Source organism: Pantoea sp. NSTU24 (genome assembly GCF_050157905.1).
Taxonomy (GTDB): domain Bacteria; phylum Pseudomonadota; class Gammaproteobacteria; order Enterobacterales; family Enterobacteriaceae; genus Pantoea.
Genome location: NZ_JBKIWZ010000001.1, coordinates 1,727,545 through 1,749,932, shown reverse-complemented (window position 1 = coordinate 1,749,932; position 22,388 = coordinate 1,727,545). Strand labels below are relative to the sequence as shown.

The window sequence follows — 22,388 nt, the reverse complement described above, 5'->3', positions numbered from 1 at the left end:
TGAAATGCGCGCAGAGCTGGCGGAATTAACGCAGCGTAAAGCCTGCGTCAGCGTGTTCAGCTTTATGGACGAACTGCGCGATGCGCGATTCCAGTTGTGCGATATGGTCGACGCTGATGCGTTTAAAGAAATCGCTGTCGCTGCTCTGGTTGATCACCTGCCGGAATCCGGTCAGCCATCCGGCGCTGCTGCCTGTTGTATCCGTGATACTGAACAGGGCATCGCGTTCTTTCTGTGTGTCATGCGCGCCACGGCTCAGAAGATCCAGCTGCTGCTGAAACGCGTTGACGCCTGCACTGTCGCCATACTGCCGGGCAATGTCCAGTGACTGCTGAGTGAGATCGTGCAGCAGCGTATCCTGCGTCCTGACCTTATCTTCGACAAACTTCGCCACTTCACGGTAGCTGTCGGCCTGTTTTTCCTGGGGGACAAAGCGTTCAACCAGCTTATTCAGCATGCCTTTGGTGACGGCAAGATCCATGGACAGCGTCGTGGAGTTACCTGAACCGCTGTAAGATTGCAGCGCATCTGAAATCAGTCCGGCCATAGCGGTTTTAGAGAGCGTAGCGTCGGACTGTAAGGCGGAAAACCCGGCATCGATAGCGTTGGTAATGCCATTTGTTGCCGGGCCGCTCTTATTAATTATCCCGTTACGAAGCTGAATCACTTCATTCAGATTCTTATCCCGGGCCGCCTGACTGAGCTGCGGCAGGGCGGAAGGGGCCGGGTCGATCAGTCTGCTGACCTGCTCTTTGGTCAGCGAAATCGTTTTGGGCAGACTCGCCTGTTTGCTGAACAGGTCCAGGCCTGCCGGGCTGTTCTCAGATAAGCTAATCATTACTCTCTCCATGTTGTGTCAAATAAGCCTGCTCACTATATCGGTCATTCGTTAATCAACTTTATGTTTTCCGCCGGACGGATTGCCATTCTGTAACGGCAGTCAAAAAACAGGCGCACCGGGAAAAGCGCCCTGACTGAAGCTGCGCCCGGTTAATTTATTGATTTTGATATATAAAAAGAAAGGCGATGTTGTGCTGCAGATGCCTGCACGTTCACCCCTCTCTTTGACTAAACGGAAAAGCCAACTGCCCGGATTAATTCTGCTGATGTTCAGATGCGGCTGGTGGCTTCAGGGTGTCGCGCCGGAGGGCGGCTGCAGCACGCTGCACATCATTTCTCCGGGGCCGCTTTCAGGTATTTGCCGTATAACCCTGGTATCAGGTTCACCACTCCTTCACCGCGCCGTCACGGTTCTGTCATCTGATCCCCGCAAGCTACCCCCATCCCGCAGCGCCGTATCACTGCGTTCCCACTCTGCAACCCGTGAGGATTTCATCGTGATGGAGTTATCCAGACATCCGACCACTGTCTATCAGGCCGTTGCCGCCCAACTGGAGCAGGCACTGAAAGAGCGTTATCGCTGCGGTGACTATCTGCCTTCGGAGCAACAGCTCGCCGACCACTACGCGGTCAATCGCCATACGCTGCGCCGGGCGGTGGATGAGCTGGTGCAAAAAGGTCTGCTTCAGCGTCGCCATGGCGTCGGTATCCTGGTACTGATGCGGCCCTATGACTATCCGCTGCATGCGCAGGCGCGCTTCAGCCAGAACCTGCTGGAGCAGGGCAGCCACCCGACCAGTGAACGGCTGCTGGCGGTGCTGCGTCCGGCCAGCAACGATGTCGCCAGTGCGCTGGGCGTGAAAGAGGGCGACAACGTCATTCATCTGCGCACCCTGCGCCGCGCCAACGGTGTGCCGCTCTGCCTGATCAACCACTTCCTGGCCGATCTCAGCTGGTGGCCGCAGCTTCAGCACTTTAATAGCGGGTCGCTGCACGACTTTCTGGTGGAGCACACCGGCAAACAGCTGGTGCGCACCCAGACGCGTATTAGCACCCGCCGCGCGCAGGCTAAAGAGTGTCGCCAGCTCGATATCGCCCTGCATGCGCCGCTGCTCTGCGTACGCACCCTGAACAAAACCTGCGATGGCGCGCTGGCGGAATACTCCGTCAGCCTGACGCGCGGTGACATGATCGAACTGACCCTGGAGCACTAATGGAACAGCAAACGGATCGCCAGCGCTGGCTGTCGGTACTGGCCCACAGCAACGCCGCCATGCTGGAAACCCACTGGCAGGCGCTTAATCTCCAGCCCGTCTTCACGCTGGTCCGTCCGGCGGAGATCGGGCTGACGCGGCTTCAGGCGCGGATGGGCGCGACCGGCAACCGCTTTGTCATGGGCGATGCCACGGTGACGCGCGCGGTGGTGCAGCTGCAGGATGGCACCCTGGGTTACAGCTATCTGCTGGGGCGGGACAAAGCCCACGCTGAGCGCTGCGCCCTGCTGGATGCGCTACTGCAGCAGCCGGAAACCCGGCCATTGCTGGAAGAGAAGATTATTACCCCGCTGGCGGCGTGGCGTGATGAGCAGCGTCAGCTGCGCGCCCGAGAAATCGCCAGCAGCAAAGTGGATTTCTTTACGCTGGTTCGCGGAGATAACTGATGACTTTACTGGCAAGTTTTAACCATCCGGTGGCGGATGCACAGCGCGCGTTTCGCCGCATTCTGAAAGCGATGAGCGAACCGGGCATCATGGTGTCGCTGCCCCTGCAGCAGGGCTGGGGGGCATTGTCGCCCGCCGCCACGGCGCTACTGCTGACGCTGGTCGATCAGGAGAGCCCGATCTGGCTGGATGCAAAAATCGACAGCGAGCAGCTGCGCAGCAACCTGCGTTTTCATACCGGCGCGCGGGTCAGCAGCGGGCAGGATGCCCCGTTTGCCCTGAGCCATGCGGCGGCGCAGCCCGATCCGGCGCAGTTCGCGGCCGGCGACACTCTCTCACCGGAAAAAAGCACCACGCTGATTATCGACGTGCCGTCGCTGAATGGCGGTTTAACGCTGCGCCTCTCCGGGCCGGGCCTGCGGGAAACCCGCGCCATTGCGCCGCAGCTGCCGGAGAGTGTGCTGGAATACCTGCGCGCCCGGCCGCATCCGTTCCCGCAGGGCGTGGATCTGATCTTCACCTGTGGCGAAGCGATGATGGCCGTGCCGCGCACGACTGTTGTGGAGGTGTGCTGATGTATGTCGCGGTCAAAGGGGGTGAGAAAGCGATAGCCCATGCTCATCAGCTGCAGGCCGATCTGCGGCGGGGCGATCGGCGTATAGCCGAACTCAGCTGTGACCAGGTGGCGCAGCAGCTCGGGCTGGCAGTCGATCGGGTGATGACCGAAGGCGGCATTTACGATCCGGAACTGGCGGCGCTGGCGATCAGGCAGGCCAGCGGCGATCTGGTTGAGGCGATCTTCCTGCTGCGCGCTTATCGCACCACGCTGCCCCGGCTGGCGGAAAGCATGCCGCTGGCGACCGACGCGATGCGCATCGAACGCCGCATCTCCGCCGTCTATAAAGACTTGCCGGGCGGCCAGGTACTGGGGCCGACCTGTGACTACAGCCACCGCCTGCTCGACTTTACGCTGCTGGCCAACGGCGAGACACCGGTCGCGCCGCGCGACGATCGCCAGACGCCCGAGGCGTGCCCGCATATATTCAGCATGATGAGCAGTGAAGGGCTGGCCGCAGAAGAGGTGGATGACGGCAGCGAGCCTGCCGATATCACCCGCGAGCCGCTGCATTTTCCCGCCTCGCGCGCCGCACGGCTGCAGCAGCTGGTGCGCGGCGACGAAGGCTTTCTGCTGGCGCTGGGCTACTCGACCCAGCGCGGGTATGGCCGCACCCATCCGTTTGCCGGTGAGATCCGCACTGGCTATCTCAGCGTCAGCCTCTGTCCCGAAGAGCTGGGCTTTGAGCTGGAGATTGGCGAACTGCTATTGACGGAGTGTGAGATGGTCAACGGCGTGGCCCACAGCGAGGCGGTGGCACCACACTTCACCCGCGGTTACGGTCTGGTCTTTGGCCGCGCCGAACGCAAGGCGATGGCGATGGCGCTGGTGGATCGGGCGCTGCAGAGCCGCGAACAGCAGGAGCGCATCACCAGCCCGGCGCAGGATGAGGAGTTTGTGCTGTCGCACGCCGACAACGTCGAAGCCGCGGGCTTTGTCTCACATCTCAAGCTGCCGCACTACGTCGATTTTCAGGCCGAGCTGGCGTTACTCAGGCAGCTGCAACACGATTATCAGGAGCGCAACCATGGCTGAACTCACCGGCTATAACAACGGCTATCTCGACGAGCAGACCAAACGCACTATCCGCCGCGCCATCCTGAAAGCGGTGGCGATCCCCGGCTATCAGGTGCCGTTCGCCGGACGCGAGATGCCGATGCCCTATGGCTGGGGCACCGGCGGCATCCAGATCACCGCCAGCGTGATTGGCGATCAGGATGTGCTCAAGGTGATCGATCAGGGCGCGGATGACACCACCAATGCGGTGTCAATCCGCCAGTTTTTTCAGCGGGTGAGCAATGCGGCCACCACCGAGCGCACCGCCGATGCGACCCTGATCCAGACCCGGCACCGCATCCCGGAAACGCCGCTGGAAGAGGATCAGATCCTGATCTTTCAGGTGCCGATTCCGGAGCCATTGCGTTTTATCGAACCGCGCGAAACGGAGACCCGCACCCTGCACGCGCTGGAAGAGTACGGCATCATGCAGGTGAAGCTGTACGAAGATATCGCCCGCTATGGCCATATCGCCACCACCTACGCCTACCCGGTCCGGGTCAACGGCCGCTACGTGATGGACCCTTCGCCAATCCCCAAATTCGATAACCCGAAAATGCACATGATGCCCGCGCTGCAGCTGTTTGGTGCCGGGCGTGAGAAACGCATCTACGCGTTGCCGCCTTATACCCGCGTGGAGAGTCTCGACTTCGATGATCACCCCTTTACGGTTCAGCAGTGGGATGAACCCTGCGCGCTGTGCGGCTCGCGCCATAGCTATCTGGATGAGGTGGTGATGGATGACCAGGGCACACGGATGTTTGTCTGCTCCGACACCGATTTTTGCCATCAGCAGCAGGAACAGCACCATGCACAGTGAACAGCCGCTGCTTGCGGTCAGTCAGCTCACCCATCTCTATGCGCCGGGCAAAGGGTTTGAGCAGGTCAGTTTCGATCTTTATCCCGGCGAAGTGCTGGGGATTGTCGGCGAGTCCGGCTCTGGTAAAACCACGCTGCTGCAGAGCCTGTCGGCGCGTCTGGCGCCCCAGCAGGGCACCATTCTCTATCGGGGCGGCGATCTCTGGCAGATGAGCGAGAGCGAGCGCCGTCGCCTGCTGCGCACAGAGTGGGGCGTGGTGCATCAGCATCCGATGGCGGGGCTGCGTTCGCAGGTCAGCGCAGGCGGCAATATCGGCGAACGGCTGATGGCGATCGGGCAGCGTCACTATGGCGACATCCGCGCCGAGGCGAGCCGCTGGCTGCAGGCGGTGGAGATCGATGCCAGTCGCATTGACGATCTGCCCACCACCTTTTCCGGCGGGATGCAGCAACGTCTGCAGATCGCCCGCAACCTGGTGACGCAGCCGCAGTTGATGTTTATGGATGAGCCGACCGGCGGGCTGGATGTTTCCGTACAGGCGCGCCTGCTGGACCTGCTGCGCACGCTGGTGCGCGAGCTGAATCTGTCGGTGATTATCGTCACCCACGATCTCGGCGTGGCGCGACTGCTGGCGCATCGTCTGCTGGTGATGAAACAGGGGCGGGTGGTGGAGAGCGGTCTGACCGACCGCGTGCTGGACGATCCTCATCATCCCTACACTCAACTGCTGGTCTCTTCGGTGCTCAATTAAATGATGACGAATCCTGCCCGCCTGCGGGTTGAAAATCTCTGCAAGACCTTTGTGCTGCATAACCAGAACGGCGCGGCGCTGCCGGTACTGCACAATGCCAGCCTGACGGTGAACGAGGGCGAATGCGTGGTGCTGCACGGCCACTCCGGCAGCGGCAAATCCACGTTGCTGCGGGCGCTGTATGGCAACTATCAGCCCGACAGCGGCCATATCCGAATCGCCCATCAGGGGACGTGGATCGACATGGCGCAGGCCCCGGCGCGGCAGATTATGGCGCTGCGGCGCGACACGCTGGGCTGGGTCAGCCAGTTTCTGCGGGTGATTCCACGGGTGCCGACGCTGGAGATCGTGATGCAGCCGCTGCTGGAGCGCGGCGTTGAGCGCGCCCTCTGCGAGGCGCGGGCCGCTGAACTGCTGAGCCGCCTTAACGTTCCGCAGCGCCTCTGGTCACTGGCGCCGTCCACCTTCTCCGGCGGCGAGCAGCAGCGGGTGAACATCGCGCGCGGTTTTATTGCCGACTATCCGGTGCTGCTGCTGGATGAGCCGACCGCCTCACTCGACAGTGTGAACAGCGGCGCGGTGGTCGGACTCATTGAACAGGCGCGCGCCCGGGGTACCGCCATCGTCGGTATCTTCCACGATCGGGCGGTGCGCGAGCGGGTCGCCGACCGGCTGCACCTGATGCAGCCGCTCGAAACAGGAGCGCAGGCATGATCATTAATAACGTCAGACTGGTGCTGGAAAACGAAGTGGTGAGCGGCTCGCTGGAGTTCCGCGATGAGCGCATCAGCAGCTTCAGCGAAACCAGCAGCCAGCAGCCGGGTGCGCTGGATGGCGAAGGGGCCTGGCTGCTGCCGGGACTGGTGGAGCTGCACACCGATAATCTCGACAAATTCTTCACGCCGCGACCCAAAGTGGACTGGCCCGCGCATTCGGCGATGAGCAGTCACGATGCGCTGATGGTTTCCAGCGGCATCACCACCGTGCTGGACGCGATTGGCGTCGGCGATGTGCGCGACGGCGGACACCGGCTGGATAACCTCAGCAAAATGATCGACGCCATCCGCGACAGCAACCGTAAAGGGCTGAACCGGGCCGAGCATCTGCTGCATCTGCGCTGTGAACTGCCGCATCCCACCACGGCGTCGCTGTTTGAGGCGCTGATGGGCACCCCGGAGCTGGCGCTGGTGTCGCTGATGGATCATTCACCGGGCCAGCGGCAGTTCGCCTCGCTGACCAAATATCGCGAATATTATCAGGGCAAATATCAGCTCAATGATGCGGAGATGCATCAGTTCGAACATGACCAGCTCACCCTGGCCGCGGCGTGGTCGCAGCCCAATCGCGAGACGATAGCCGGGCTCTGCCGGGAACATGGCATCGCCATCGCCAGCCACGACGATGCCACCGCCGCACACGTTGAAGAGTCGCACGCGGCGGGCAGCCGCATCGCCGAGTTCCCGACCACGCTGGAGGCGGCGCGCGCCTCGCGCTACCGCAACATGCAGGTGCTGATGGGCGCGCCCAACATCGTGCGCGGCGGCTCGCACTCCGGCAACGTCGCCGCCTGGGAACTGGCGTCACACGGCCTGCTGAATATTCTCTCCTCCGACTATTACCCGGCCAGCCTGCTGGATGCCGCGTTCCGGCTGGCGGCTGATGAGCGCAATAGCCTGGGCATGGCGCAGGCCATCGCGCTGGTCACCTGCAATCCGGCCCGCGCGTTGGGGCTGTTCGATCGCGGGGTCATCGCCGAAGGCTGCCGCGCCGATCTGGTGCTGGCCCATACCGCCCACGGCTATCCGCATGTGCGGCACGTCTGGAGCAAAGGCCGGCAGGTGTACTGATGGCACGGCTCATCTGGCTGATCGGGCCCTCCGGATCGGGCAAGGATAGCCTGCTGGATGCGCTGCGTGCGTCACCGCCGCCCCGGCTGCTGATTGCCCACCGCTACATCACCCGCGCCGCCGATGCGGGCGGTGAAAACCACGTGGCGCTGAGCGAAGCGGAGTTTGCCCATCGCGCCGCACTGGGGCTGTTCGCGGTGAGCTGGCAGGCGCACGGCTTCCGTTATGGTATCGGCTGTGAGGCGGAGCAGTGGCTGGCACGCGGACAGAGTGTGGTGGCGAACGGCTCCCGGCTGCATCTGGCGCAGGCGCAGGCCCGCTTCGGCGCGCAGCTGCTGCCGGTCTGCCTGCAGGTCTCGCCCGCGGTGCTGGCGGCGCGGCTGCGCCAGCGCGGACGGGAAGATGACGCGGAGATTGCCCGGCGGCTGGCCCGCGCGGCGCAGCCGCAGCCCGACGGCTGTCTGATCCTGAACAACGATGGCGCCCTGGCGGAGACCGTCCGGCAGCTGCGTCAGCTTCTGGAGGCGCATCCATGACGCAGACGCAATCCGGCATCGGTTTTGGTGCTGACCACCGCACGTCAGCTGCTCTGACACTCACTTTTCTGGGCACTGGCGGGGTGACGGCGGCACCGCTGCCGGGCTGCGGCTGCCGCGCCTGCCAGCGGGCCACGCATGACCCGCGTTTTGCGCGCGCGCCCTGCAGCGCGCTGATTGCGTATGGCCGCGAGCGGATCCTGCTGGATGCCGGGCTGCCGCTGCTGGCGTCCCGTTTTCCGCCCGGCACCCTGTCGCGCATTCTGCTGACGCACTACCACATGGATCATGTTCAGGGACTGTTTGCGCTGCGCTGGGGGCAGGGCGATCCGATCCCGGTCTGGGGGCCGCCCGACCCGCGTGGCTGTGACGATCTCTACAGGCACCCCGGCCTGCTCGATTTCCGGCCCGCCCTGACGCCGTTCGTGGCGCACGCCTTCGGGGAGCTGCAGGTCACGCCGCTGCCACTGCAGCACTCCCGGCTGACGCACGGCTATCTGCTGGCATGGCATGACATCCGCATTGCCTGGCTGTGCGACACCTGCGGCCTGCCGCCCGACACTGCGGACTTCCTGCGTGGTCAGGCGCTGGACCAGCTGGTGATTGACTGCAACGACCCGCCCGGTGCCACGCCGCGTAACCACAATGATGTCACGCAGGCGCTGGCGATCGTGGCGCTGCTCCGGCCGCGCCAGACCTGGCTGACGCACCTCAGTCATGAGATGGATAACTGGCTGGCGGAAAATGCGTTACCGGACGGCGTGCAGCCTGCCCGCGATGGACAGGTGCTGCGGAGCGATATTGCGTGGCCTGTCACCGTTTGATCATCTGGCTGTCATCCCGCGTTCATCGCGCCACGCCTTAATAAGCCGCAGAACGTAATCAGCGATGACGGAGAACAGCATGGCACAGGCCCTCTTGAAAACGGTGGTCGATAACGATCTGCCGCCAGCCAGCCTGAGTGGAAAAAAAGTGTTGTCGGTGCAGAAACTGAGTAAAGCCTGGGGCGACACGACGGTGCTGGATCAGGTCAGTTTCGACCTGCATGCCGGGGAGCTGGTCGGGGTCATCGGCCGTTCAGGTGCCGGTAAGTCGACCCTGCTGCACATGCTCAACGGCACCATCGACGCCACGTCCGGCGCGATTATCAGTGCGCAGGGGGAGGCGGAGCGCAACGTGGTGACGCTCAACAGTCGCCAGATGCGCGAATGGCGCAGTCAGTGCGGCATGATCTTTCAGGATTTCTGTCTGGTGCCGCGCCTCGACGTGCTGACCAACGTGCTGCTGGGACGGCTGAGCCAGACCGGCACGCTGAAATCCTTCTTTAAGATTTTCTCTGACCGCGACCGGGCGCACGCCATCGAACTGCTGCAGTGGATGAACATGCTGCCGCAGGCGCTGCAGCGCGCCGAGAATCTCTCCGGCGGGCAGATGCAGCGCGTGGCGATCTGCCGTGCGCTGATGCAGAACCCCAGGATCCTGCTGGCCGACGAACCGGTGGCGTCGCTGGACCCGAAAAATACCAAACGCATCATGGATGTGCTGCGTCAGGTCAGCCAGCAGGGCATCAGCGTGATGGTCAATCTGCACTCCATTGAGCTGGTGAAAAGCTACTGTACCCGGGTGATTGGCATTCAGCGCGGCGTCGTGCTGTTTGATGGTCATCCCTCCCGACTGACCGACAGCCTGCTACACCAGCTGTACGGTGATGAACTCAACCAAATCCATTAACGTTCACTGTAAGAGAACCACGTCGAATGAAACTGACTTCTTTAGCACTCCTGACTTCCGTCATGGCATTTGGTGTCAGCGCAGCGGATGCGCCAAAACAGCTTAACCTGGGCATTCTGGGTGGCCAGAATGCCACGCAGCAGATTGGCGACAATCAGTGTGTGAAGACCTTCTTTGATAAAGAGCTGGGTGTCGATACTCAGATGCGCAACGCCTCTGACTATTCGGGTGTGATTCAGGGCCTGCTGGGCGGCAAGATCGATATGGTGCTGAGCATGTCGCCCGCCTCGTTTGCGTCTGTCTACATTCAGGATCCGACAGCGGTGGATGTGGTCGGCATCGTGGTTGACGACAAAGATCAGTCGCGCGGCTACCACTCAGTGGTGATCGTAAAGGCGGACAGCCCCTACAAAACGATCGACGATCTCAAGGGCAAATCGTTTGGGATGGCCGATCCCGACTCGACCTCCGGCTTCCTGATGCCGAACCAGGCGTTTAAGAAGATGTTCGGCGGTTCGGTGGATGACAAATATAACAATACCTTCTCCAGCGTCACTTTCTCCGGCGGTCACGAGCAGGACATTCTGGGCGTGCTGAACAACCAGTTTGATGGCGCGGTCACCTGGACCTCAATGGTCGGTGACTACAACAGCGGCTACACCTCCGGCGCGTTTGGCCGTCTGATCCGGATGGACCACCCGGATCTGATGAAGCAAATCCGCATTATCTGGCAGTCTCCGCTGATCCCCAACGGTCCGGTGCTGGTCAGCAACAGGCTGCCCGCTGACTTCAAAGCGAAAGTGGTGTCGGCGATTAAAAAGCTGGATAAAGAGGATCACGCCTGCTTCGTGAAAGCGGTGGGCGGTCAACAGCATATCGGTGAGGCGACGGTCGCCGACTATCAGAACATTATCGACATGAAGCGCGACCTGATGAAAGGCAGCCGCGGCTGACACTGACTTATCTTCCCCGCACAGGCGGGAAAAGCGGGATGCGGCCGTCGGCGCGTGATCCCGCTGTTTTTGTGCCGGAGAACCTCCTTTGACCGAATTCGAACACTACTACCAGCGCATCCGCCGTCAGCAGAAACGTGACACGCTGATCTGGTCACTGCTGCTGGTGGCGCTCTATCTGGCGGCGGGCAGGGTCGCCGAGTTTAATCTGCTCACCGTCTGGCAGTCGCTGCCGCACTTCTTCGACTATCTGCATGAGATCCTGCCGGTGCTGCATCTGCCGCTGCTGTTTGCCGACGGTAAAACTGAAGGCTCGCTGGCGTACTGGGGCTACCGCTTACCCATTCAGCTGCCGCTGATCTGGGAAACCCTGCAGCTGGCGCTGGCCTCGACCCTGGTGGCGGTGGGCGTGGCGGCGGTGCTGGCGTTCTTCGCCGCCGACAATACGCAGACGCCGGCCAGCGTGCGGCTGGCGATTCGCGCGTTCGTCGCCTTTCTGCGCACCATGCCGGAGCTGGCGTGGGCGGTGATGTTTGTGATGGCGTTTGGCATCGGCGCCATCCCCGGCTTCCTGGCGCTGGCGCTGCACACGGTGGGGAGCCTGACCAAATTGTTTTATGAGGCGATCGAGTCGGCGTCCGATAAGCCGGTGCGCGGTCTGGCGGCCTGTGGGGCCAGCAAACTGCAGCGGATGCGCTTCGCCTTCTGGCCGCAGGTTAAGCCGGTTTTTCTCTCCTACAGCTTCATGCGACTGGAGATTAACTTCCGCTCCTCGACCATTCTGGGCCTGGTGGGCGCAGGTGGAATCGGTCAGGAGCTGATGACCAATATCAAACTGGACCGCTACGATCAGGTAAGCATCACGCTGCTGCTGATCCTGATTGTCGTGTCATTACTGGATACCTTATCCGGCCAGCTTCGTCGCCGGGTGACAGGAGATCGCGCATGATCAGCCATGTACCCGATATCGCGCAGATGAAGCAGCAGCATCGCGCACTCTTCGCCGCGCAACCGCGCTACCTGCGCCGCCTGGCGCTGATCGCGCTGGCGGTGCTGCTCTACTACCTCTTTTTCTTCTCGGTGTTCGGGCTGGAGTGGTCGCGTCTGCTGGCGGGCTGCCAGCAGCTGGGACACTATTTTCTGCGGATGTTTGTCTGGCATGAGTTCGCCAGCTGGCCCTTTGGCTACTATCTGTCTCAGGTCGGCATCACCCTGGGGATCGTGTTTGCCGGCACGCTGACTGCTTCACTGCTGGCCCTGCCGTTGTCGTTTCTGGCGGCGCGAAACGTGATGCACGACCGCGCCGCCAGACCGCTGGCGTTCCTGATGCGGCGTCTGTTCGACGTGCTGCGCGGCATCGACATGGCGATCTGGGGCTGATCTTCGTCCGGGCGGTCGGGATGGGGCCGCTGGCCGGGGTGCTCGCGATTATCCTGCAGGATGTCGGTCTGCTCGGTAAGCTCTACGCCGAAGGGCACGAAGCGGTGGAGCGTTCGCCGGGACGCGGGCTGAGTGCCGTCGGCGCCAACAGCCTGCAGAAGCACCGGTTCGGCATTTTCACCCAGTCCTTCCCGCAGTTTCTGGCGCTGAGCCTCTACCAGATCGAGTCCAATACCCGCTCGGCGGCAGTGCTGGGTTTCGTCGGCGCAGGCGGGGTCGGCCTCGTTTATGCCGAAAACATGCGGCTGTGGAACTGGGATGTGGTGATGTTCCTGACGCTGATTCTGGTGGTGGTGGTGATGGTGATGGATGTGATCTCCAGCCGCCTGCGTAAACGTTACATCAGCGGGACGCCGGTGCCACTGTGGCAGCCAGCCGCGCGCGGTTAAGCCGCTCGCTGCGCTGCCAGGCGCGCTGCAGCGCCTCTATCAGCTGAGTCTGCTGCCAGGGTTTCGCCAGCCGTTCACACAGCGGCAGCGTTACCGGCTGGTGGCGCAGGTCCTGACCGCTGATGAGCAGCGTCGCCAGCTGCGGCCAGTTCTGCTGCGCCTGGCGAATCACCTCCGCACCGTTAATCTCGCCGGGCAGCATCAGGTCGCTAATCAGCAGGTCAATATCGGGGGTCTGGCGCAGCAGCGCCAGCGCCTCTTCACCATCACCGCACTCCAGCGTCAGATAACCCAGTTGATGCAGATGCTCACACAGCGTCTGGCGCACCGCCGGTTCATCATCCAGCACCAGCACCAGCCGGTTGTTGCCGACCTCATCGGGCGCAGGCGGGGGCGGGGCGATCGCTGGCGTCACAGCGGTTTCCGCCGCGCGCGGCAGAAGCAGCCTGACCGTGGTGCCCTGGCCGGGCGCGGTTTCCAGTTCGATCTGTCCGCCCGACTGCCGCACAAAACCATAAACCATTGACAGTCCCAGTCCGCTGCCGCTGCCGCTGCCGGTCGCTTTGGTGGTGAAAAACGGTTCAAACACCTGTTCGCGCACGGCGGCTGACATGCCGCAGCCGTGGTCGATTACTTCGATTGTGACGCTGTCACGTTTTTCAGTCCCCTCTGTCCGCCGCTGATTCCAGATGCGCAGCCGGATGTCGCCACTCTGCTGGTGCATTGCATCGCGGGCGTTGACCACCAGATTGATCAGCGCATTCTCCAGCTGACCGGCATCAATCCAGGCGGGCCAGCCGGGACGCTGCGCATCAATAATCAGCTGCTGTCCTGGCAGCAGGGAGTGCTGTAACAGCCCCTGCAGGTTATCCACCAGCGTCACCACCGACACCGAACGGGGGAAGAGGGCCTGTTTGCGTGAAAAGGCCAGCAGCCGCTGGGTCAGCTGGGCCGCGCGGTCGGCGGCCTGACGCGCCCGCTCAATCCGGCTGGCCAGCGGGCCGGGCATCAGCTGGCCCTCGGTCAGCGCCAGACTGCCGATAATCACCGCCAGCAGGTTATTGAAATCGTGCGCCAGCCCGCCGGTCAGCTGCCCGACCGCCTTCATCTTCTGGCTGTGCTGCAGCGCCTCTTCCAGGGTTTTCCGCGAGGTGCGATCCAGAACGGTGTTGACCATGCCACGGCGCGGAATCGGGCTGAAGCGCAGCTCCAGCGTGCGGCCATCGGCCAGCCGGATCTCCTGCGGCTCGCCCGGATCGTGCAGATCCACCGCCAGCGGGGACAGCAGCTGCTGATAGTGGACGCCGCGATGCAGCGCGCGCGGCGCAATGCCGAGCAGCTCCGCATACTGAGCGTTCCACACCACCAGCTGACCGCCGTTGTCGAACAGGGCAAAACCATCGCGCATCGCCAGAAATGTTGATTCCAGCTGGTTACTTTTCTCTTTGAGCAGCCGCGAAGTGTGCGCCAGCGAGGCGGTATTGCGCGCAAAGACGTTAAAGGCGCGCGCCAGTTCGCCCAGTTCATCGCGGCGCTGTACCCCCGGTACGCTGACGTTCTGCTCGCCCTGTGCCAGACGCGTCATTGCACCGGCAATCGCCGTCAGGCCTGACCCCAGATTGCGGTAGATATAGATCCCGGCATAGCCGGTGATCGCCAGCGCCAGCAGCACAAACAGCGCGATAAACCCGATGATTGAATCCAGCTCGCGATGGGTGGCCAGCGTTCGCGCCTCGCTCTGCTGCGCCACCTGCTGCACCGAGGCGCTGATATCATCATTCAGCATTGCTACCAGTGCCTTGATCCGATAGGTGGCGTAGGCGATCGCCAGATCGCTCTGCTCCAGCGCTTCTGCCAGCGGCAGCAGACGCTGCTGGGTTTCCAGCAGCCGCTGCACTTTTTCGCCGGTCACGCCAGCCAGCGGCACGGCGCGCCACGCGGTCATTAACTGCTGAAGCTGCTCAATGACCGCGATGGGCGACGGTGTGCGGATCGCGATGGTTATCAGCCGTTCAGTCTGTTGGCGCAGCGCAGCATCCGGCAAGGGCTGCTGCTCACGCTGTACCAGCAGGCTGATATGGCTGAGCAGAATCTGTGCCTGCCAGAGGTCGCTCAGCATCGTGTTACGCTGCAGGTGGCGCTGATGGCCGGTCAGCAGCAGGCGGTTGATGGTCTGTTCCAGCATCAGGCTGCGCGCTCGGATCCGGGCGAGGCGCTCGGGCTGACGGGCCGCCAGCGGCGCGCTGGCCAGCAGGCTCAGGGACTGCTGCAGCGCCTGCTGATTCTGCTGCAGCCGCTGCGATTCGCTCTGATATTCCAGCGCCCCGACCACCTGCGACAGCCGGACCGCCGCCGTTGCGACGTTAGCCGTGTCCCGCGCCAGCGCCAGGCTGCCGTTCATGTCTGCCAGTGTCTGCGCCTGAGCCTGCTCCTGAATCGTCCCGGCATGCCGGAAGCCTACAATTGCCACCACGCTGACCATCAGTGTGACCAGCACCACCAGCAGATTGAACAGCAGCAGGCGCCCACGCGCCCCGGCCTGCCACGGATAACTGTGCTGCATCCCACGACCTCTTTATCACGGCAACAGTGGGGCGAGTATAGGAGTGGCCAGGCCGCGCTTTATGACAAATGTGAACGGCGGCTGACATTTTCCATTTATCTGGCGCTGCTTTACTGCGGCTATCCACAGTCGACAGGAGCGAGGCGATGACAGCCAGACCCATACTGGAAATGCGGGGCATTACCCGGCGCTTCGGCAGTTTTTATGCCCTGAAAGGCGTCGATCTCACGGTCTGGCCCGGCGAGGTCCACGCGCTGATGGGAGAGAACGGGGCAGGAAAAAGCACGTTGATGAAAATTCTGGCCGGTGCTTATACCGCCAGCAGCGGGGAAATTCTGATTGAGGGCCAGCCTTACGCCCTGAAAGGGCCGAAAGAGGCGCTGGCCGCCGGGATCACGCTGATCTACCAGGAGATAAATCTGGCACCCAACCTGACGGTGGCGGAAAACATCTTTCTGGGCAGCGAAATCGCGCCGGGCGGGCTGGTCAGACGGCGGGCGATGGCGGAGGAGGCGCAGCGGGTCATCGACCGGCTCGGCGCGCAGTTCAGCGCCTGGGATCTCGTTAGTCGGTTAAGCATCGCCGAGCAGCAGCAGGTGGAAATTGCCCGTGCGCTGCAGCGCAACAGCCGCATTCTGGTGATGGATGAGCCGACCGCCGCGCTCTCTAACCGGGAAACCGAGCAGCTTTTTGCCCTGATTAAACGCCTGCGCAGCGAAGGCATGGCCATCATCTATATCAGCCACCGCATGGCGGAAGTGTATGAGCTTTCTGACCGCGTCAGCGTACTGCGCGACGGGGAGTATGTCGGCAGCCTGACGCGCGAACAACTCAACGCCAGCGAACTGGTGCGGATGATGGTGGGACGGCCGCTCAGCGACCTGTTTAACAAAGATCGCACCATTGCGTTCGGTGATATCCGGCTGGCGGTCAATCATCTGACCGACGGCGGCAAAGTGCATCCCAGCAGTCTGGCGGTGCGGGCCGGCGAGATCGTGGCGCTGGCCGGGCTGGTGGGCGCAGGGCGCAGCGAACTGGCGCAGCTGATCTTCGGGGTTCACAAGCCGAAGGAGGGCGAGATCTGGATAGACGGCGAGAAGGTCACCATCCAGTCGCCGCGCGACGCGATTGCACGCGGCATCGGCTTCCTCACCGAAAACCGCAAAGAGCAGGGGCTGTTTCTGGAGATGGCGGCACAGGAGAACATTGTGATGGCGACGCTGGAGCGGGACGCCAGTTACGGGATGCTGAACCGCCGCAAAGGCCAGAGCATCGCCAGTGAAGCGATCGCCTCGCTGAATATCCGTGTGCCGCACGCCCAGGTCCGGGCTGGCGGGCTGTCTGGCGGTAATCAGCAGAAGCTGCTGATCTCGCGCTGGGTGGCGATTGGGCCGCGCATTCTGATCCTGGATGAGCCGACCCGTGGCGTCGATGTCGGAGCCAAAAGCGAGATCTACCGGATGATGCAGCAGATGGCGCGACAGGGCGTAGCGATTCTGATGATCTCCAGTGAGCTGCCGGAAGTGGTTGGAATGAGCGACCGCGTTTACGTGATGCATGAAGGCACCATCGTCGGTGAGCTGGAGGGCAGTCACATCAGTCAGGAAAATATTATGACGCTGGCGACCGGTGCGCACAGCGCGTCAGCCAGCGAAATTTAAGGAGACCACGATGACTCAACTGGCCCGCACTAAAGCCCCGACGCTGAAACGTGCCCTGATGGGCGATCTGCTGCAGACGGTAGGGATCCTGCCGATTCTGATCCTGATTGTCGCGGTATTTGGCTTCATCACCCCCAATTTCTTTACCGAAGCGAACCTGCTCAACATTACCCGCCAGGCGTCGATCAACATCGTGCTGGCGGCAGGCATGACCTTTGTGATCCTGACCGGCGGCATCGATCTGTCGGTAGGGTCGATGCTGGGTACGACGGCGGTGGTGGCGCTGGTGGCATCGCTCGACCCGATGCTCGCCTCCCTGACTATCCCGATGGCGCTGGGCGCGGGTCTGATTATGGGGCTGTTCAACGGCATCCTGGTCGCCTGGGCTGGACTGCCGCCTTTTATTGTGACGCTGGGCACCTACACCGCGCTGCGCGGCGCCGCGTATCTGCTGGCAAATGGCACCACGGTAATCAACTCCGATATTAATTTTGAATGGATCGGCAACGGTTATCTCGGGCCGGTGCCGTGGCTGATTGTGATCGCTTTTGCGGTCATCGCCATCTGCTGGTTCATCCTGCGCCGCACCACGCTGGGCGTCCATATCTACGCGGTCGGCGGCAATATCCAGGCGGCCCGGCTGACCGGCATCAAGGTGAGCGTTGTGCTGCTGTTTGTCTATGGCATGAGCGGCCTGCTGTCGGGGCTGGGCGGCTTAATGAGCGCCTCACGCCTTTACAGCGCCAACGGAAACCTGGGTGTCGGTTATGAGCTGGATGCGATTGCGGCGGTGATCCTCGGCGGCACCAGTTTTGTCGGGGGGATCGGCACCATCACCGGCACGCTGATCGGCGCGCTGATTATCGCCACACTGAATAACGGCATGACGCTGATGGGCGTCTCCTATTTCTGGCAGCTGGTGATTAAGGGAGCGGTAATCATCATCGCAGTGCTGATCGACAAATACCGTACCCGTCATCATGTGAGCTGAGATTTAACAGGGCGGGTGCGCACATCCGCATCAGCCCCGGTCCAAACGCCATTTAGTGGTTGGCACTCTGAAAACAGCAGGAGAAGGTCTATGCGTTTTAATCCGATTGTAACCGGGCTGCTGGCGGCAACGCTCTTCAGTTCCGGCCTCGCTCAGGCAAAAGAACTTAAATCTATCGGCGTCACGGTCGGCGATCTGGCTAACCCCTTCTTCGTGCAGATCACCAAAGGCGCAGAGATGAAGGCGCGTCAGCTGGCGGGCGATAAGGTGAACGTGACGCTGGTTTCCAGCGGCTACGATCTGGGCCAGCAGGTTGGCCAGATCGACAACTTCATTGCGGCGAAAGTTGACATGATTATTCTTAACGCCGCGGATTCAAAAGGAATCGCGCCAGCGGTGAAGCGGGCGCGTGACGCCGGGATCGTGGTGGTGGCGGTGGACGTGGCGGCCGATGGCGCCAATGCGACCATCACCTCTGACAACACCCAGGCGGGCGCGATGGCCTGTAAATATATCTCGGACCGCCTGAAGGCCAAAGGCAATGTGGTGATCATCAACGGGCCACCGGTTTCGGCAGTGCAGAACCGTGTGGAAGGGTGCATGAACGAGCTGAAGACTCATCCTGAGATCAAGCTGCTCTCTTACAACCAGAACGCCAAAGGCAGTCGTGAAGGCGGTCTGGAGGTGATGACCGGGCTGCTCTCCGCAAATCCCAAAATCGATGCGGTGTTTGCGATCAACGACCCTACGGCTATCGGTGCCGATTTAGCGGCGAAACAGGCGCAGCGCAGCGAATTCTTTATTGTGGGCGTCGATGGGTCGCCGGATGGTGAAGAGGCACTGAAGCGTAAAAATTCCCTGTTTGTGGCAACACCGGCTCAGGATCCGCAGGTGATGGCGGCCAAAGCGGTAGAGATAGGTTATGACATCCTGCAGGGCAAACCGGCGCCGGATAAACCGGTATTAATCCCCGTCAAGCTGATCGATCGCGATAACGTCGGCAGCTATCAGGGCTGGACGGTGAAATAAGGAACGCGGCGGCACCGCCGGGTGCCGCCCTCTGGAGGCCATCATGCAACGTTCAGCGGTCAATCACTACCTGCAACAGACCCGCGAGTTTTTCCGGCAGCAGGATGTCCATCTGCCGCCGTGGGCCGACTACGGCCTGAGCCAGTGGCGCGCCCGTGATCCGGAGGCGATGCAGGAGATTCTGGCACTGCGGCTGGGCTGGGATCTCACCAGCTTTGGTGCAGCAGATTTTCTGCAGACCGGGCTGACGCTGTTTACCCTGCGCAACGGCTCGCCGGATGGACGTCCCTGGCATAAACCCTATGCTGAGAAGATCATGCACGTCCGTGAAGGGCAGCTCACGCCGATGCACTACCATCCGCGCAAGATGGAAGACATTATCAACCGCGGCGGCGGGAATCTGATCGTCGAGCTACATAACCGCGAGGGGGACGGGCTGGCGGATTCGCCGGTTGCGGTATCGCTGGATGGGCAGCGTCAGACGCACGCCGCGGGTTCACAGCTGCGGCTCTCGCCGGGTGAAAGCGTAACGCTGGAGGCGGGCGTCTGGCACAGCTTCTGGGGAGAGCGCGGCTATGGCGACGTGCTGGTGGGCGAAGTGTCGATGCCCAACGATGACGAAAATGACAACGTCTTTCTGACGCCGCTGGCCCGATTTAATCCCTTGGACGAAGACGAAGCGCCACGCTGGCTGCTCTGTAACGACTACGCCCGCGGCTTTGCCTGACCCCTGTGCCGGACGCTGATTATGACTTCGCGGGGTATCCGGGAGCGGACATCCTCATTTTTCTTATGCTGCGGGCGGGTGGTGGCAAGTGAGCAGAGCGCCGCATTCGCACACGCCCCGGAACGGGTTGCTTCGGCCATTCTTGCGGTGATCGAAAGCGGCGCGGCACAGGTGGATCTGGTGCCGCGCGTCTATGGCAGAACGCTTGATGAGTAAGAACACCGGACTGCTAAAGGGCCCGGCGGCACCACTCAGGCGATCTGGCTGGCGCGCGGCGCAATTTCCGGCCTGACCACGTCAGCCGAGAAAACATAGCCCAGTCCGCGGATGGTGCGGATGAGATCGGGCTGATGGGGATTGGTTTCAATTTTCCGGCGCAGCCGCATGATCAGCACATCGATGGTGCGGTCAAACACGTCAAGGCTCTCGCTGTGGGTCAGCTCCAGCAGTTGATCGCGGGTCAGCACCTTACGGGCATGACGAATCAGCGCCCGTAACAGGCTGTATTCGCCCTGCGTCAGCGGCACCAGTTCACGCTGCGGATTAAACAGCTGGCAGCGTTCATCGTCCAGTTGCCAGCCGCTGAACCGCCAGCCCGCCTGCCCGGGGTCGGCCAGCACCGTTCGCTCACTGCGCCGCAGGGCCGCCCGGGCACGCGCCACGACCACGCGGGGATTAAAGGGTTTCGCGATGTAGTCATCTGCGCCCATCTCCAGACCCACGACCATCTCCGCTTCCGATCCCATACCGGTAAGCATAATCACCAGCACTTCCGGCCGCTGACGGTGAAGCTCCTGCAGCACCAGCAGACCGTTGGTGTCAGGCAGCATCATATCCAGCATCACCAGCGCAATGTCCGGGTGTTCGCTGAGCATTGACAGCGCATCGCGTCCCTGGTGACAGCAATAAACCGTCAACAGATGTTCACTTAGCGCATCCTGCAGGACATCGCAGACGGCAGGATCATCATCCACCACTAAAATCGCTGGCTTCATGGCGCGGCCTCAATGTTGCAAAAGAGTTAATTCAGGAGTCTACACAGGCCAGAAAAGGTTGCCTGGTAAGCGTGCTGAAACGTGACCAGCTTCGCCTGTGAGAGTGCAGAAGCGTGCGCTGACGCAGAGTTTTCAGGCAGTCCATATCAGTCGCAGGAAAACGATTGCGCAGGAACGGTGCATTGCACCATAATCGCGCCTCGTTTTGGCTCGGAATTGTCTCAGGCTTCTCCGGCCCTGCCAGGTAATCGATTGCGTCGGAAGATGGCATGGCAATTGCTTTTGGCAGTGGGTTAGTCACGGATGTCAGGCGATATCGGCTTGTCAGTATGCAGCGGCCGCTCTCCCTTTCCCGGAAACAGAATAATCAGCATGCAAACCCCTTTGGCAAGAGAGACGGCTGTCTCCTGTATCGAGAGATGATGATGTTAGAAAAACTATTCAAACTCAAAGCGCACAACACCACGGTCCGGACCGAGATTATCGCCGGGATCACGACCTTCCTGGCGATGGCATATATTCTGTTCGTTAACCCGAGCATTCTGGGCGCAACCGGCATGGATAAAGGCGCGGTGTTTGTTGCCACCTGTCTGGCGGCGGCAATTGGTTGCGTGCTGATGGGGCTGATCGCCAACTACCCGATTGCGCTGGCACCGGGCATGGGACTGAATGCGTTCTTTACCTACACTGTCGTACTGCACATGGGCTATACATGGCAGGTGGCGCTGGGCGCCGTTTTCCTCTCGGCAGTGATTTTCTTTGCGATGTCGCTGTTTAAAATCCGTGAGTGGATTATTACCAGTATTCCGCTGCCGCTGCGCGCCGGGATTGGCGCGGGTATCGGGCTGTTTCTGGCGATTATTGCGCTGGAAGGTGCAGGCATTGTTGTTGATAACCCGGCAACGCTGGTCGGCATTGGCGATCTGACCAAACCCGGTCCGCTGCTGGCGATGCTCGGTTTTATCGTCATCGTGGTGCTGGAAGCGCGTCGCGTAACCGGTGCAGTGCTGATTGGTATTCTGCTGGTCACCTTTATTTCGATGGGCATCGGCCTGACGCCGTTTGCCGGTGTGTTCTCTGCGCCGCCGTCGATTGCGCCAACCTTTATGCAGCTTGATATCGCGGGCGCGTTTAACGTCGGTCTGGTCAGTGTGATTTTTGCCTTCCTGTTCGTGGACGTGTTTGATAACACCGGTACGCTGCTGGGCGTAACCAAACGTGCCGGACTGGCGGATGAGCAGGGTAACGTGCCGAAAATGGGCCGTGCGTTGATTGCTGACAGTGCGGCAGCCTTGTTTGGCTCACTGCTGGGCACCTCGACCACCACCAGTTATGTGGAGTCGGCAGCGGGTGTGAGTGCGGGTGGCCGTACCGGTCTGACGGCAATTGTGGTCGCCGTGCTGTTCCTGCTGGCGCTCTTTTTCTCGCCGCTGGCGTCAAGCGTACCTGTCTATGCCACCGCGCCTGCGCTGCTGTTTGTGGCAGTATTAATGGCATCGGGTCTGGCCGAGATTGACTGGAAAGATATCACCACCGCCGCGCCGGTAACAGTGACTGCACTGACCATGCCGCTGACCTATTCCATCGCGAACGGCATCGCGTTTGGTTTCATCACGTGGACGCTGGTCAAGCTGCTGAGTGGTCGTGCGAAAGAGGTGAATGCGGCGCTGGTGATCCTGTCGATTCTGTTCGTGATTAAGCTGGGATGGCTGAGCGCCTGATTATTGCCCGGGGGCAGGGTAGGGCGTTTCAAAGGGGTTGCTGCGCAGCGAAGTGGCTTTGA

22 protein-coding genes and 1 pseudogene are annotated in these 22,388 nt (G+C 61.6%); 20 read left to right on the top strand and 3 right to left on the bottom strand.

Translation table 11 applies throughout. The features are described from left to right. Positions 1–25: 25 nt before the first annotated feature. On the bottom strand, positions 26–838 hold the full coding sequence (locus ACLHDD_RS08475; RefSeq protein WP_427103747.1) for a hypothetical protein: 813 nt from the start codon (positions 836–838) through the stop codon (positions 26–28). 502 nt (positions 839–1,340) lie between these two features. On the opposite strand from ACLHDD_RS08475, the gene phnF reads away from it, so the two are divergent. The 14 genes and pseudogenes from phnF to phnE (ACLHDD_RS08405) all read left to right on the top strand — a co-directional run bounded on the left by phnF (position 1,341) and on the right by phnE (ACLHDD_RS08405) (position 12,639). Then, on the top strand, positions 1,341–2,054 hold the full coding sequence (gene phnF / locus ACLHDD_RS08470; RefSeq protein WP_111141388.1) for a phosphonate metabolism transcriptional regulator PhnF: 714 nt from the start codon (positions 1,341–1,343) through the stop codon (positions 2,052–2,054). Beyond that, positions 2,054–2,500 (top strand): phosphonate C-P lyase system protein PhnG, encoded by a 447-nt coding sequence (gene phnG, locus ACLHDD_RS08465; protein WP_427103746.1) that lies wholly within the window; start codon positions 2,054–2,056, stop codon positions 2,498–2,500. The genes phnF and phnG overlap by 1 nt, the downstream gene beginning before the upstream one ends. Further along, the gene (gene phnH / locus ACLHDD_RS08460; protein WP_427103745.1) at positions 2,500–3,075 is read left to right on the top strand and encodes a phosphonate C-P lyase system protein PhnH; all 576 of its coding nucleotides are present in this window, start codon (positions 2,500–2,502) and stop codon (positions 3,073–3,075) included. The genes phnG and phnH overlap by 1 nt, the downstream gene beginning before the upstream one ends. Then, positions 3,075–4,151, top strand: a complete 1,077-nt coding sequence (locus ACLHDD_RS08455) for a carbon-phosphorus lyase complex subunit PhnI (RefSeq protein ID WP_427103744.1) — start codon at positions 3,075–3,077, stop codon at positions 4,149–4,151. The genes phnH and ACLHDD_RS08455 overlap by 1 nt, the downstream gene beginning before the upstream one ends. Further along, on the top strand, positions 4,144–4,992 hold the full coding sequence (locus tag ACLHDD_RS08450) for an alpha-D-ribose 1-methylphosphonate 5-phosphate C-P-lyase PhnJ (protein WP_427103743.1): 849 nt from the start codon (positions 4,144–4,146) through the stop codon (positions 4,990–4,992). The genes ACLHDD_RS08455 and ACLHDD_RS08450 overlap by 8 nt, the downstream gene beginning before the upstream one ends. Then, complete coding sequence (gene phnK / locus ACLHDD_RS08445; protein WP_427103742.1) at positions 4,982–5,743, top strand: phosphonate C-P lyase system protein PhnK; 762 nt, start codon at positions 4,982–4,984, stop codon at positions 5,741–5,743. Before ACLHDD_RS08450 ends, phnK begins: the two co-directional genes overlap by 11 nt. Continuing rightward, positions 5,744–6,457, top strand: coding sequence for a phosphonate C-P lyase system protein PhnL (gene phnL, locus ACLHDD_RS08440; RefSeq protein WP_427103741.1), 714 nt, complete (start codon positions 5,744–5,746; stop codon positions 6,455–6,457). It begins immediately after the preceding gene. After that, positions 6,454–7,590, top strand: coding sequence for an alpha-D-ribose 1-methylphosphonate 5-triphosphate diphosphatase (gene phnM, locus ACLHDD_RS08435; RefSeq protein ID WP_427103740.1), 1,137 nt, complete (start codon positions 6,454–6,456; stop codon positions 7,588–7,590). The genes phnL and phnM overlap by 4 nt, the downstream gene beginning before the upstream one ends. Beyond that, a complete protein-coding gene (gene phnN, locus ACLHDD_RS08430) occupies positions 7,590–8,126 on the top strand; it encodes a ribose 1,5-bisphosphokinase (RefSeq protein WP_427103739.1) in 537 nt (178 codons plus the stop codon). The genes phnM and phnN overlap by 1 nt, the downstream gene beginning before the upstream one ends. A 53-nt stretch (positions 8,127–8,179) precedes the next feature. Continuing rightward, positions 8,180–8,950 carry a phosphonate metabolism protein PhnP gene (gene phnP / locus ACLHDD_RS08425; protein WP_427105189.1) on the top strand — a complete coding sequence of 257 codons (771 nt, stop codon included), beginning with the start codon at positions 8,180–8,182 and terminating at the stop codon, positions 8,948–8,950. Between the two features lie 79 nt (positions 8,951–9,029). Further along, entirely contained in the window at positions 9,030–9,857 is an 828-nt protein-coding gene (gene phnC, locus ACLHDD_RS08420; RefSeq protein ID WP_427103738.1) for a phosphonate ABC transporter ATP-binding protein, read from the top strand. 26 nt (positions 9,858–9,883) lie between these two features. After that, positions 9,884–10,810, top strand: coding sequence for a phosphonate ABC transporter substrate-binding protein (phnD, locus tag ACLHDD_RS08415; protein ID WP_427103737.1), 927 nt, complete (start codon positions 9,884–9,886; stop codon positions 10,808–10,810). Positions 10,811–10,898: 88 nt separating this feature from the next. Beyond that, a complete protein-coding gene (gene phnE / locus ACLHDD_RS08410) occupies positions 10,899–11,759 on the top strand; it encodes a phosphonate ABC transporter, permease protein PhnE (RefSeq protein WP_427103736.1) in 861 nt (286 codons plus the stop codon). Continuing rightward, positions 11,756–12,639: pseudogene (gene phnE / locus ACLHDD_RS08405) on the top strand (phosphonate ABC transporter, permease protein PhnE). Before phnE (ACLHDD_RS08410) ends, phnE (ACLHDD_RS08405) begins: the two are co-directional and overlap by 4 nt. Here the strand turns inward: phnE (ACLHDD_RS08405) and ACLHDD_RS08400 are convergent. Next, positions 12,593–15,202, bottom strand: coding sequence for an ATP-binding protein (locus ACLHDD_RS08400; RefSeq protein ID WP_427103735.1), 2,610 nt, complete (start codon positions 15,200–15,202; stop codon positions 12,593–12,595). The pseudogene phnE (ACLHDD_RS08405) and the gene ACLHDD_RS08400 overlap by 47 nt on opposite strands. 146 nt (positions 15,203–15,348) lie before the next feature. Here ACLHDD_RS08400 and ACLHDD_RS08395 point away from each other — a divergent pair, with 146 nt between their 5' ends. From ACLHDD_RS08395 to ACLHDD_RS08375, 5 genes are all read left to right on the top strand, one after another. Further along, a complete protein-coding gene (locus tag ACLHDD_RS08395; protein WP_427103734.1) occupies positions 15,349–16,863 on the top strand; it encodes a sugar ABC transporter ATP-binding protein in 1,515 nt (504 codons plus the stop codon). A 10-nt stretch (positions 16,864–16,873) separates the two neighbouring features. Continuing rightward, positions 16,874–17,854 (top strand): ABC transporter permease subunit, encoded by a 981-nt coding sequence (locus tag ACLHDD_RS08390; protein WP_427103733.1) that lies wholly within the window; start codon positions 16,874–16,876, stop codon positions 17,852–17,854. Positions 17,855–17,944: 90 nt separating this feature from the next. After that, positions 17,945–18,883: an ABC transporter substrate-binding protein gene (locus ACLHDD_RS08385; RefSeq protein ID WP_140916947.1), complete on the top strand. Its 939-nt coding sequence runs from the start codon at positions 17,945–17,947 to the stop codon at positions 18,881–18,883. 43 nt (positions 18,884–18,926) lie between these two features. Continuing rightward, positions 18,927–19,610: a D-lyxose/D-mannose family sugar isomerase gene (locus tag ACLHDD_RS08380; RefSeq protein ID WP_427103732.1), complete on the top strand. Its 684-nt coding sequence runs from the start codon at positions 18,927–18,929 to the stop codon at positions 19,608–19,610. An 81-nt stretch (positions 19,611–19,691) separates the two neighbouring features. Beyond that, positions 19,692–19,826, top strand: coding sequence for a hypothetical protein (locus tag ACLHDD_RS08375; protein ID WP_427103731.1), 135 nt, complete (start codon positions 19,692–19,694; stop codon positions 19,824–19,826). A gap of 35 nt (positions 19,827–19,861) precedes the next feature. On the opposite strand, the gene ACLHDD_RS08370 is transcribed toward ACLHDD_RS08375, so the two are convergent. Continuing rightward, a complete protein-coding gene (locus ACLHDD_RS08370; protein WP_427103730.1) occupies positions 19,862–20,605 on the bottom strand; it encodes a response regulator in 744 nt (247 codons plus the stop codon). A 422-nt stretch (positions 20,606–21,027) separates the two neighbouring features. Here ACLHDD_RS08370 and ACLHDD_RS08365 point away from each other — a divergent pair, with 422 nt between their 5' ends. Next, complete coding sequence (locus tag ACLHDD_RS08365; protein WP_211278756.1) at positions 21,028–22,326, top strand: NCS2 family permease; 1,299 nt, start codon at positions 21,028–21,030, stop codon at positions 22,324–22,326. Positions 22,327–22,388: the final 62 nt, after the last annotated feature.

Bases quoted from the DNA above. Each gene is read 5' to 3' on its own strand.
- phnH (WP_427103745.1), top strand. From the start codon at position 2,500: ATGACTTTACTGGCAAGTTTTAACCATCCGGTGGCGGATGCACAGCGC.
- ACLHDD_RS08385 (WP_140916947.1), top strand. From the start codon at position 17,945: ATGCGTTTTAATCCGATTGTAACCGGGCTGCTGGCGGCAACGCTCTTC.
- ACLHDD_RS08475 (WP_427103747.1), bottom strand. From the start codon at position 838: ATGATTAGCTTATCTGAGAACAGCCCGGCAGGCCTGGACCTGTTCAGC.
- ACLHDD_RS08395 (WP_427103734.1), top strand. From the start codon at position 15,349: ATGACAGCCAGACCCATACTGGAAATGCGGGGCATTACCCGGCGCTTC.
- ACLHDD_RS08450 (WP_427103743.1), top strand. From the start codon at position 4,144: ATGGCTGAACTCACCGGCTATAACAACGGCTATCTCGACGAGCAGACC.
- ACLHDD_RS08390 (WP_427103733.1), top strand. From the start codon at position 16,874: ATGACTCAACTGGCCCGCACTAAAGCCCCGACGCTGAAACGTGCCCTG.
- phnN (WP_427103739.1), top strand. From the start codon at position 7,590: ATGGCACGGCTCATCTGGCTGATCGGGCCCTCCGGATCGGGCAAGGAT.
- phnC (WP_427103738.1), top strand. From the start codon at position 9,030: ATGGCACAGGCCCTCTTGAAAACGGTGGTCGATAACGATCTGCCGCCA.
- phnM (WP_427103740.1), top strand. From the start codon at position 6,454: ATGATCATTAATAACGTCAGACTGGTGCTGGAAAACGAAGTGGTGAGC.
- ACLHDD_RS08380 (WP_427103732.1), top strand. From the start codon at position 18,927: ATGCAACGTTCAGCGGTCAATCACTACCTGCAACAGACCCGCGAGTTT.
- ACLHDD_RS08370 (WP_427103730.1), bottom strand. From the start codon at position 20,605: ATGAAGCCAGCGATTTTAGTGGTGGATGATGATCCTGCCGTCTGCGAT.
- phnL (WP_427103741.1), top strand. From the start codon at position 5,744: ATGATGACGAATCCTGCCCGCCTGCGGGTTGAAAATCTCTGCAAGACC.
- phnD (WP_427103737.1), top strand. From the start codon at position 9,884: ATGAAACTGACTTCTTTAGCACTCCTGACTTCCGTCATGGCATTTGGT.
- ACLHDD_RS08400 (WP_427103735.1), bottom strand. From the start codon at position 15,202: ATGCAGCACAGTTATCCGTGGCAGGCCGGGGCGCGTGGGCGCCTGCTG.
- ACLHDD_RS08455 (WP_427103744.1), top strand. From the start codon at position 3,075: ATGTATGTCGCGGTCAAAGGGGGTGAGAAAGCGATAGCCCATGCTCAT.
- phnF (WP_111141388.1), top strand. From the start codon at position 1,341: ATGGAGTTATCCAGACATCCGACCACTGTCTATCAGGCCGTTGCCGCC.
- phnK (WP_427103742.1), top strand. From the start codon at position 4,982: ATGCACAGTGAACAGCCGCTGCTTGCGGTCAGTCAGCTCACCCATCTC.
- ACLHDD_RS08365 (WP_211278756.1), top strand. From the start codon at position 21,028: ATGATGTTAGAAAAACTATTCAAACTCAAAGCGCACAACACCACGGTC.
- phnG (WP_427103746.1), top strand. From the start codon at position 2,054: ATGGAACAGCAAACGGATCGCCAGCGCTGGCTGTCGGTACTGGCCCAC.